Source organism: Paludicola sp. MB14-C6, assembly GCF_030908625.1.
In the GTDB taxonomy this organism is placed as follows: Bacteria; Bacillota; Clostridia; order Oscillospirales; family Ruminococcaceae; genus Paludihabitans.
Map to the genome: position 1 here is coordinate 1,081,293 of NZ_CP133133.1, position 11,799 is coordinate 1,093,091.

Sequence of the window (11,799 nt, forward strand, 5' to 3'; positions counted from 1 at the left end):
AACAATTCAACTATTTTAATGAAAGCATAGCAAAAGCCATACAGCTACAACGTCTGTCGTAGCTGTATGGCTTCTATACTGAATCAATCAGCTTATATTATTGAATTTTAACAGCTTGAATTGTATGAGGTTCTATTTCAAAAGTTACGCTACTATCTGATATAGTTACTTTTTTATCAACGGAGTTTTCCATTAAATCAATCATTTCAGCAGAATTAACTTTTTGATTCATCGTAATGGTAACGCTTGACTGTTTACCACAAGTTTCATAGCAACGTACCAACAAGCTTTCATCATCTGCTTGTAAAACAGCGGAAAGCACAGCGGTTTCGCTGTCAAATTGCAACAAAGAGCTTTCTGACGGCAATATGCCTTTATGTGAGCCGGAAGGTTGATAACAAAGTGGTTGATTCAAATCACTTGCTAATTCTTTCATTGTTTTAGGGCAATTTGGAGCAACAGCTACTGAAAGCTTAATTTTGTGAATTCCTCTTTCTGGATATGGATCAGGACTTGTAGAAGAGTTAATCAAAGTACAAGTTAAATTTTGATCTGCACAACGATAGCCATATTTACAATCCGTAACAAGCGCTATTAAGCGGTCTTCTACTACTGCGGCTGCGTATTGCAATCCGGCTACCTCAATGTGTTCGCCTGAACGATAAAGTGCACCGGCAGGAATATCACGTAAATATTCCTTCACCTGCGCTTGCAAAGGCAAGGTATAGACTAAAACAGGAACTGGGCTATGATTTCGAGATACCTCATGCCAATCTACTTCAAAGTGATAGGTTAAAGCTTTTGAATCTTTATCCAAAGTCACTACCGTTTTAATCACTGAATTTTTTATTACTTGTTCCATTTCAAATCCTTGCCGTATTCCGTCTTTTGAAGAATACGGCAAATCATGTATACGACGAGTGCTAGATACTTTTTCTAAATTATTATAACGTCCGATTACCCAAGCACTAGAGGTATCAGCCTCTGTTTCAATATAAACAAGCGAACCACATTCACCAAAGCGAATTTGTTCTTTTCCTGACTCTTTATCAATAAAGGATATCAATGCACCTGTTTTAAAATCAAATTCTGCACGAATAAACCGATTTTCTAATATAAAATTACATACAGCATGATGTGTTCGTTGCTCCGGTTGATAGTATATTGTATATTCCTTTGGTTCGGATTCCTTTAATACAAGAGTTGTATAACCAAAAGCAGGAACAGATGCATTAACTAAAATGCGAAAATAGCGATGATCCCAATAACATTTTAATTCGCTATCAACTAATTGGAAAGGTAGTTCATTTCCTTGTGTATCTTCAACCTGAATACGGCGCATGTCGCCAACCCAATCCCATACGGTTATTTCGACTAGCTGTGTACGAGTATGCCCTGAGGAGTTAAATACTTGAAAAATACGAGTCTTACCTGCTCCTCTTTCCGGACTTGGGACACCGGCATAGTTTTCAATACCATAGCCTACTCCTGCACCCTCTGATTGAGATGATTCAATATCCTTATCTATTATTATAGATGATGTATCAATATGCTCGGAAATATTGCGTAATGCATTGCTTGTTTGTGTATTGGTTACTGCCATTGCATTTGCAAACAATCCCATAGCATGTTCTCGGCTTTCTTGTACACAAGAACCGGTAAGGATATCATGGAAATGCGTAAATAATACCTTCTGCCAAGCTTCTTTTAATTGGTTTTTCATATATGGCGCTTTGACTGTATGAGAGGATAGCGCACTCCAGCCTTCCGCATTATATAAAGCTGCTTCTGCATGGCGATTTCCTAACTTAATGCGGCTTTGTGTTGTATAGCATCCCGTTAAAATGTAATTCAACTCATGTTGTACTAATGGCAGCTTATCCTTAACTGATTCAGCAATTTGGAAGAACTCACGAAAAGTTCCGAATTGCATAACAGGAAAAATTGGCCATTCATTCATCTCAATCGCACGTTCGATATCTCTTCTTGTAGGTCCGCCACCATGGTTTCCAACACCATAAACAATTAAACCTGTTTTTAATCCACCGCAACGTTTGGAAATATCAATAATACCGATGCCCGCAAGCGGCGTAATTGCGCTATTATACCAATATTGTTCACGATAAACCAATACTTCCTTGCCTGATTGCCCTTTCCAACGGTAGAGGGCATTATCCCCATCTAAGCCTCGACAATGATAATAGTATTTTACATTAGCAAATTGATCAATTTCAGGAATATTTGCACTATGTCCAAAGGTATCAGGAGAAAAATCCACTTCCAATGAATCTGGATTGATATCCCAATGCTCTTTTAAATAATCTCTTGTATATTGAATATGGCGTAAAAGTGACTCCGTATTTGGCATATTTTTATCTGTTTCAACCCAAGCAGTAGCGGTAATTTCCCAGCGACCTTCTCTTATTCTTTTCTTTATTTCATCCATCATTGCGGGATCATAATCCTCTACAATCTTATAAACAGAAGCTTGAGATTGCGAAAAGCAGAAATCGGGATACTCGTCCATTAAATGCAGCACAGTACGAAATGTAGAAAGGGTTGCAGCAACTGTTTCTTGCCAACCCCACATCCAGTTCATATCAATGTGGGCATGACCTGCTAAAATCAGGCGATACTCCTTTGCAGCATCTTTACAAAGCATTAACAGTTCTTCAGCAGCAAAACAATTTGCTTTTGTTAAAACTCCATCTTCGTCCATTGCTTTTTGTAAATAGTCAATTGCATGATCAATAATTTCATCAAATTTATTATCATTCACTGAAGAAAGACGAATTGCAAACTCAATTTCTGATAAAATACGGCGAATCCACTTATTCGGCGGTGTAATATACTGTAACTCTTCTATTGACATCCCAAAAGTTTCCTCATAATGCAGCTTTTCACGATTACCGCCAACCATCCTTTTCAAATTTGTGTACTTGGAAGACAAATTACTCATTTTCAATTCCCATCCCTTTTTATAATAGTCGATACACTTATGCTATCATTAAGAAAAATAATCTATAAATTGATTGTAAGGTTATCTACCAAAAAGTCAATATATATCTTACATTTCATATAACAAATTCAAAAATTCGAGGAAATAATAAAAATAAAAGTCCCTCAGATTAAAATCTGAGGGTATCATATAATAACCATTATGATTATTTATTAGGAATTTTTATAATTTGTCCCGGATAAATAACACTATTTACTTTTAATCCGTTTGCTTGAGCAACCTTCCAAAAATATAATCCATTACCCATTTGTGATTTTGCTATACTCCAAAAGCTATCTCCCTTTTGAATAGTATACTTTTTGTAGTTTACAACCGATAAATCTACTTTTGGTATATTATTGAGCCCTGCAGTCTGGATAATTTTAGGATAATCATTATAAGCCATATTCAAATCTACGTCAGCGCCAATACCGTCAATCTTTCCTTTTGCAGAGTATTGCCACATTCCATATGCACCTTTATAGCCTACATATCCCCTGTAATCTGCTATCCACATATCAAAGCGTTTCAAATTTTTCATATCTAGGTGAGTTTGTGCAAAATAAGTGTAGGTATAAACAATACCATAATACCCTGCTCTCTCAATTGCATCAAGGAAAGCAATTACTAATGCGTTGTTATCTTGTGGTTTATATTTTGTATAAATTTCATCTTCTACATCAAATGCAATTGGATACGTTACTTTATATGGCTTTACCAATTCGAGTGTTTGTCGTGCGGCAATTGCTGCAGCATCAACCGTTTTTGCATAAGAATAAACATATACACCTACATTCAAACCAGCTTGAATTGCTCCCTCCATATTTGTTCTGTAATATTCGTCTTCTTTTATATTACCATCATATCCGCACCAGCCAGCACGAATCATTGCAAATTTTACGCCGCTGTTACTAACCGTATTCCAGTTAATCTGCCCTTGATATTTGGATACATCTATCCCATTGATTACAAGTTTACTCATATTATAGATCCTCCTTTTAGTCTTTGACAATCTATACTATTCAATAGTGATTAGAATTGTAACACATAACTTGCAAGTAGCAATAAATTTTATACTTTTTTTGATCTTCTATGATTAAAGCAAAAGACTTGCACCTAAAATGCAAGTCTTTCTATACTAAATTCATTAATATTGCTTATCGTTCTATTCGTTTGAAATATTTCTTATTATAGATTTCAACATTCTCTTTGAATTCACCAGTATCATTATTATGGATTCGCTTGAGATATTCATGTCTATTCAATGATTCTCGATTATTGTTAATGCCTATAATATAAACTGCTATATTGGAACAGTGATCTGAAATTCGTTCTAGATTCGCTAATATTTCTAGAAAAATCAAGCCACTTTCAATGGCACATTTTCCATTTTTTAATCGTTCGATATGTCGGAATTTCAATGTATCTTCCATTGTATCAATTGTTTCTTCCAACGGTTCAATTTTCTCAGCGATTTCTGTGCTATTTTCTGTAAAAGATTGAATCGCCATTCCGATTATTTCATCAACAGCTTCACTGATTGCTTGCAGCTCACCTTGTGCTTTCTCTGAAAATGTCATTTGCTTTTCATATAAGCGCTCGGCAAGTTCTACAACATTTATTGTATAATCACCAACACGTTCAAATTCCGAAGTTAACTTTAAATAATGAGTAATCGTTTTACTTTCTGTTTCTGATAACTCATAGTTTGTTAATTGAACGAGATAGTTGTTGACCTTGTCTTCCATTCTATCGATTGCTTCTTCATACTCTCGAATACTATCTGCTTTTTTCTTATCATATTTTTCAAATAAGGTAACAGCTTTTTCAAAGTTTTTCTTTGCATATTCTCCCATATTTTTAATAACTTCTTCACATTGTCCTAATGCAACTGATGGGGAACGTAGGAATCGATCATCAAGTGTTACAACTTCAATTATTGCCTCATTCTCTTCTGATTTTTTACTTTTTACTGTCCATACTGCCAGTTTTTCAAGTAACCCTGTAAAAGGAATAAAAATAGCAGTGGTTGCTAGGTTGAAAATAATATGAACGCCAGAAATTCCAGCCATAGAAATTGCTTTATCCCAAAATGGAAAATGGATTATACTTTGTAGGGTATATACAACAGTAAAGAATATAATCGTACCTATTAAATTAAAATATAAATGCACCATAGCTGCTCGCTTCGCATTTTTGTTTGCACCAATACTAGATATTAAAGATGTTACACATGTACCGATGTTTTGTCCCATAATAATCGGAATCGCAGCAGAATAGGATACAACGCCGCTTGATGCTACAGCTTGTAATATGCCTACTGATGCGCTAGAGCTTTGAATAATCGCTGTTACAATTGTTCCTGCAAGGATTCCAAGGAGTGGGTTTGATAAAGTGGAAAACAGCTCTTTAAAAAACGGTGAGTCGCTAAACGGTGCCACTGCCTCTGTCATAATAAACATTCCGTTAAATAAGATACCAAATCCTAATAATATTTCAGCAATCATTTTAGATTTTGAACGTTTTGCTGACATTAACATAATAATTCCAATTATCGCAATTACCGGTGCGATTGTTGTTGGCTTTAACAGCTTTAAAATGATGCCTGCGCTTTCATTCTTATCTAAATCTCCTAAACTTAATATAATAGACGTTACTGTAGTACCAATGTTGGCACCCATAATAACACCGATTGCATTTCTGAGCTTTAAAATTCCCGCATTTACAAGACCTACTACAATAACAGTTGTTGCTGAAGAGCTTTGGATTGCAGCTGTTACAATAAGTCCTAACAATAAACTCTTAAAAACATTACTTGTCATCTTTTCAAGCGTTTTCTCCATACGGCCACCCGATAGTTTTTCTAATCCAGAGCCTAAAATGTTCATTCCATACAGGAAGAAAGCAAGTCCGCCTGCCATCGTAATAAAACTTAAAACATTATTCATAGTATCCTCCAATTTTGGATTTTTTCTTTCTATATCTCATTTTTACAAGCCTTTTTATTATATCATAAAAAGGCTGTTTGCACGTAAGTGTAAACAGGTTCACTCGATAAAATGTTCTCGTCATGGTCAAAATCTTTGATTTTGGGTACCATAGAGGTTATTATATCATATAGTTTTTCCCCCGTAACTCTTTTTTACCTGGAAAAATAAAAAAAATAAACTGGTTTTACATTATGGTAAAATCAGTTTATTTTATTGCTAATTATAATTAACCTACCAAGATTTTTGCTTCTGGCATTACGGTATTCTTTTTCTTTTTTGACATTGCTAGAGAAAGAGCTAATGACACTGGTCCTACACGTCCAATGAACATTGTTATAATCAATACATATAGCGATGGTTGATTAGCTAAAGCTGTTACACCACTTGTTAATCCTACAGTTGCGAAAGCAGATACTGATTCAAACAATGCATCAATCTCTGAGAAAGTTGTTCCGCCCGCATGAGAGGTAAAGAATATAGTTGCTGTTGCTATAAAGACTGCTACTAAAGCTGTTGCTGTTACTGCAAGAGCTTTATATACAACTGACTTGTCTACTTTTCGATTATGAATAATCGTTTCATCTCTTCCACGAATTACACTAACAATTGTCATAACAAGTACTAAGAATGTAGTAGTCTTGATACCACCACCTGTTGAAGCAGGAGATGCACCTATAAACATCAACAATACACAAAATAGCTTCGTAATACCATACATTGTATCAATTGGAGTAGAGTTAAAACCTGCCGTTCTTGTTGTAACGGATAGGAAGAATGAATTTAATATTTTATCTGAAACAGACATTGTCCCAATGGTTGTTGGATTTTTCCATTCAAATATTGCACAGAATAAAGCACCGAAAAGAATTAAACCGATTGTTGTAAATAAAACGATTTTTGTATGCATTATAAGACGTTTAGTTTTACGATAAAGCAATAAATCTTGCCACACTATAAAACCTAAACCACCGCATACTATCAACGACATTATTGTTATTAAAACAACTGGATTGCTGTTATAGTTGGATAAACTAACAAACTGCTCTTGAAAGCCCAAAACATCAAAGCCCGCATTACAGAAAGCTGAAATTGCTAAAAAGATTGAGATAAAAACTCCTTTAATCTGATACTGCGGCACAAATACTGTCATAAGAATAAGAGCTCCAGCAAATTCAATTGAAAAAGTGATTCTGAATATCATTTTTAATAAGTGTCGCACTTCATCAAATGAGTCGGCACTAATAGATTCTCCTGCTAACTGCAGACTCTTCAATCCTAGTTTTTTTCGAATTGCTAAATTGAAAAAAGTTACGAAAGTTACCAATCCTAAACCGCCAAGTTGAATTAAAGAAATGATAACAATTTGGCCAATTGTTGAATAATGCGTATAAGTATCTACTACTATAAGGCCTGTTACGCATGTTGCAGATGTTGCAGTAAATAATGCTGTGGTAAAACTGGTTGCTTCCCCTGATCTTGAACAAATTGGGAGCATTAAAAGAAAAGCTCCAAATAAGATTAAAAAAGCAAAACTAGACACAATAATTCTCGTTGGATTATGAAAAAAATTGTGTAATCTTGTATTCTTTATTTTGGTTTGTAGTAACACGAATTGATGCTCCTTCTATCTATATTGTGGTATATGTTGGGAGTTGCTAAATCGCATTATATCACTAAAAGCAACACAATGCAATCCTTACTTACAACATTTTTTCTTTTCTTTCTCATATCAGTTGCTTTCCTTGAAAAACTATATTATAATTATAATTTGTGAAAGTACTTATATCATTATTATGCCCTCGTAGCTCAGTTGGATAGAGCAACTGCCTCCTAAGCAGTAGGTCGCACGTTCAATTCGTGTCGAGGGCGCCAACAACTTCTAAAGTGTTCATAGATTTGACTATGAACATTTTTGTTTTTATAATATAAAGTAATATCTGATATCGGAGGTAACCATGGATCATCATTATTATATGGAACAAGCTATTATTTTAGCCAAAAAAGCTAGAGAGCTTGAAGAAGTTCCCATTGGATGTATTATTGTTAAAGATAACAAAATTGTAGGACATGGCTATAATACAAGGGAAACTTCCCAAAACGCCTTAGGTCATGCTGAGTTAATGGCAATAGATGAAGCTTGTAAAACGCTTGGGGGATGGCGGCTATTTGGCTGCACTCTTTATGTGACGCTTGAACCATGCCCTATGTGCATGGGTGCAATCATAAACGCTCGCATAGATACCGTTGTATTTGGAGCAAAAGATCTCAAATCGGGATGTTGTGGTTCTGTTATACAACTTAGTGAATGTGGTTTTAATCATCGTCCTAAAATCATAAGTAATTTTGAAGCAGAAGAATGTGGGACACTTATCTCGGATTTTTTTAAGCAATTAAGAAATCAAATAAATTAATGACATATTTCTGCATTTAATATTGAAAAATAGCTTGACTTTTAAAGGTAAATACACTTATGTAATGACGGTTTTACACAACGTAGTGTATTGAAAATGTTGAAAACTCTGTTGAAATGTTTGAATAATATTCCCCCAAAAAGTCATAACACCCCTATTCATAGGTATTTAATGTTGAAAACTCTGTTGAAAATGTTTATAACTCGCCAAAATTACACGTTGAAAACTCGTAAAGTCGTAATTACTCATTGTAGAGTTTGCTTGCCACTCTTTTTTTTAACTTGTTTTTACAAGAAAAATATAGTATTATATAGTTATATTATCACTGGATTTTAAATAAATTAGGAAATGGAAGTGCCTTTTATGAACGGTAAACAAGGAGCTCTGAAGAAAATTGGAATCATTTGCATATTTATTGGTATTCTCGCGCTAATTTTAGGTATACTTATGCTTATGTTCGCATCATATGGTACATGGATTATTCTTTGCTCTGTTTTACTTAATATTATAGGCATAAATTTTATAATACACAAACCAATTGATAAGGATTAGTGTTAACATAAGAAAAGGAGATCCTGAAAGCACTATGCATGAATTTCTAAAACGAACTTGGGCTGAAATCAACCTTGACAACTTAATTTTTAATGTAAATCAAATAAAAAAACAAATTCCAGCTTCAACAAAAATTATGGCTGTTGTAAAAGCTGATGGATATGGTCATGGTGATCAATATATTGCTCAGACTTTATCAGATAATGGAATTGATTTTTTTGCGGTATCCAATTTTGACGAGGCACTATCTTTAAGAAAATCAGGAATCACTGGAGAGATCCTTATTCTTGGATTTACGCCAGTCCATAAAGCATTAGAATTAGCTCAGCTTAATATAACGCAAACCGTATTCTCCGTTGAATACGCTTCCCTCTTGAATCAATATTGTGAAAAGCATTATTGTAAGCTCAACGTACACATTAAAATTGATACGGGCATGGCCCGGTTAGGACTTATTCATAATGAGTGTTCCAATGCTTTGGAAGAAGCAATACAGATATGCAATTTGAAAAATTTGGATGTCAATGGTATTTTTAGCCACTTCTCAAGTGCCGATAGTTTAGACCGTAGTTCTGTCGCTTATACAAAAAGCCAAATAAAATGGTTCAATGATATTGTTTACAATTTAAAAGAACATGGATATACAATTCCTAATGTTCATCTTCAAAATAGTGCCGGAATTGCATTCTATCCAGAAATGCAATATAACTATGTTAGGGCAGGAATCATTATGTATGGCGTGGCACCTAGTGGCGAATCTCTAAAGTTACCAATCAAGCCCGTTATGCAGCTAAAAAGTGTTGTGTCCATGGTAAAGGACATTCAAAAAGGTACCTCTGTTTCCTATAGCCGTAAATTTGTATCTTACGAAAGAATGAAAATTGCTACCGTACCAATCGGTTATGCCGATGGCTATCCTCGATTGCTATCTAATAAGGGCGAAATGCTTGTTAACGGAAAGCGTGCTACTATTATCGGAAATATATGTATGGATCAGCTTATGCTAAATGTGACAAGCATTGATGATATAAAACAAGGTGATATTGTAACGGTTGTCGGTGAAGATGGCAAAGAATTTATTTCTTTTGACGAACTTAGCAATAAAATTGGAACCATTAGCTATGAGTTAATGTGCCTAATTGGAAGACGTGTACCACGTGTATACACATATAAAGGTAATATTGTTGGAGTAGTAGATTATCTAACAAACTAATGGGAGAGCGAAAGCTCTCCTTTTTAATTTAAAGTATTAAAATAAAAAGAAGACCCGAAGGTCTTCTTTTTTATATAGTCAAAGACTATTTAGCTTTTAAGAATTCATCAACTTGTTTTTGAATTTCAGCAATAATTTTATCCATTCCTGCTGCTTTCAAATCAGCTTTTAGCTTATTAACAGTTGCATCAACATCTTTAATATTACCTGTTTGTAGATATTTGTATTGTTTGTCGATAACTGCTTGACAAGCTGCGATTTCTGTTTGTAGGTCTTTAACAACTGGTACATAACCTACTAGTGGAGATGCTTCAGCAGAGTCATTAACTGCTTTTAAGTTAGTATACATATTTGCTGGAGCTGGTTTTAGTGGGTATAACTCGAAGAATGAAGCTTGAGCAAACATACCTGGTTGCCATGCATCCTTAGTTAAGTTTTCAACTTGACCTTGGTCATTCAATTTCCAGTTAGTACCTTTAATACCGTAACCTAATGTGTTTCTGTAGTCTTTATTTGTGTTCATGTATTCAATGTATTGTAGAGCTCTGTCAATTTTCTTTGAGTTAGGGCTGATACCGTTCATTGAACCTTGAATTGATCCAGTTGTGTAAATAGGACCATATTTCTTAACCATTTGGATTGTGTAGTCTTTACCACTACCCCAGATAGCTTCACAGCCTTCCCATCCTTGGCCTGTTCCTACTACTTGGAATTCAAATTCTTTTTCAACTTCAGAAGCGCCTTTGTTTACTAAGCCATTGTCATACCATGATTTAATTGTTTTTAGGTCTGCAACATAATCAGGATCATCATATTGAGAAATAACTTTTGTATTTCCAGCACTTAGGTTGATACCCATACGTACATTACCTAAACCAAAATCATCCCAACCATTTCCTAAGCCGTTTAATCCAGCCCAGTTATAGTTCATAGGAGCTGTTAAATCATGAGGATATGCTTTTTTAGACTCATCATGATATTTCTTAACTTTCTCTAATAGAGGAGTTAATGTTGATAATTTTTTACCAGCTGCTTTTAGTTCAGCATCTGCTTTTGCACCATCAATAACGTACTCTTTATGTACAGTCCAGTATTGAGTTGCAGCTGAGTCTTTGTATGTTGGTACAGCGTAAATTTTACCATTTACTCTAGCACCAGCCCAACAGTTTTCAGGAATGTATTCCCAAAGCTTTGGAGCTACTTTTGGTAGTTTTTCTGTTAAATCAGCTAGTTGGTTGTTTTGTGAAGCAACTACATAGTTAGCAAACCAAGCACAAGTGAAAGCGATATCAAATTCGCCACCAGTTGACATGATTGTTTTTAACTTTTGGTCATCACCAGTTGTAAATCTAAAATCTACTGTTGTTTGAATTGCTTCTTTAGACATTTTGTTTAATTCAGCAATTACTGCGTCTGGTTGTTTTGGTTTGTCGCCCCAATGATACCAAATTAGGTTTACATCTTCACGTTTTGCAGGAGCTGAAGATGAACCTTCGCTGCTAGGTGCCGGTTTGTCTTTACATGCTACGAACATGGATGCTACCATCGCTAGTGCTAGTAGTAAAGATAGTACTTTGATTTTACCTTTCATAACGAAATCCTCCTAAAATTTTATTATTTAATCCAACGAAATGG

7 protein-coding genes and 1 tRNA gene are annotated in these 11,799 nt (G+C 34.8%); 3 read left to right on the top strand and 5 right to left on the bottom strand.

Features of this window, described 5'->3' with window-relative positions; genetic code table 11:
- Positions 1-97: 97 nt before the first annotated feature.
- The 4 genes from RBG61_RS05130 to RBG61_RS05145 all read right to left on the bottom strand — a co-directional run bounded on the left by RBG61_RS05130 (position 98) and on the right by RBG61_RS05145 (position 7,597).
- Positions 98-2,959 carry an alpha-mannosidase gene (locus RBG61_RS05130; protein ID WP_307946377.1) on the bottom strand — a complete coding sequence of 954 codons (2,862 nt, stop codon included), beginning with the start codon at positions 2,957-2,959 and terminating at the stop codon, positions 98-100.
- A 205-nt stretch (positions 2,960-3,164) separates the two neighbouring features.
- Positions 3,165-3,980: a GH25 family lysozyme gene (locus tag RBG61_RS05135; protein WP_307946378.1), complete on the bottom strand. Its 816-nt coding sequence runs from the start codon at positions 3,978-3,980 to the stop codon at positions 3,165-3,167.
- 175 nt (positions 3,981-4,155) lie between these two features.
- Positions 4,156-5,946, bottom strand: a complete 1,791-nt coding sequence (locus RBG61_RS05140; protein ID WP_307946380.1) for a Na/Pi cotransporter family protein — start codon at positions 5,944-5,946, stop codon at positions 4,156-4,158.
- Positions 5,947-6,214: 268 nt separating this feature from the next.
- A complete protein-coding gene (locus RBG61_RS05145) occupies positions 6,215-7,597 on the bottom strand; it encodes a TrkH family potassium uptake protein (protein ID WP_307946382.1) in 1,383 nt (460 codons plus the stop codon).
- Between the two features lie 186 nt (positions 7,598-7,783).
- Here RBG61_RS05145 and RBG61_RS05150 point away from each other — a divergent pair.
- The 3 genes from RBG61_RS05150 (at position 7,784) to alr (ending at position 10,164) form a co-directional block, all read left to right on the top strand.
- Positions 7,784-7,860 (top strand) — tRNA-Arg (locus tag RBG61_RS05150).
- Between the two features lie 83 nt (positions 7,861-7,943).
- Entirely contained in the window at positions 7,944-8,399 is a 456-nt protein-coding gene (tadA, locus tag RBG61_RS05155; RefSeq protein ID WP_307946385.1) for a tRNA adenosine(34) deaminase TadA, read from the top strand.
- A gap of 586 nt (positions 8,400-8,985) precedes the next feature.
- Positions 8,986-10,164, top strand: a complete 1,179-nt coding sequence (gene alr, locus RBG61_RS05160; RefSeq protein WP_307946388.1) for an alanine racemase — start codon at positions 8,986-8,988, stop codon at positions 10,162-10,164.
- A gap of 85 nt (positions 10,165-10,249) precedes the next feature.
- Here the strand turns inward: alr and RBG61_RS05165 are convergent, their stop codons facing one another.
- On the bottom strand, positions 10,250-11,755 hold the full coding sequence (locus RBG61_RS05165; protein ID WP_307946390.1) for an ABC transporter substrate-binding protein: 1,506 nt from the start codon (positions 11,753-11,755) through the stop codon (positions 10,250-10,252).
- Positions 11,756-11,799: the final 44 nt, after the last annotated feature.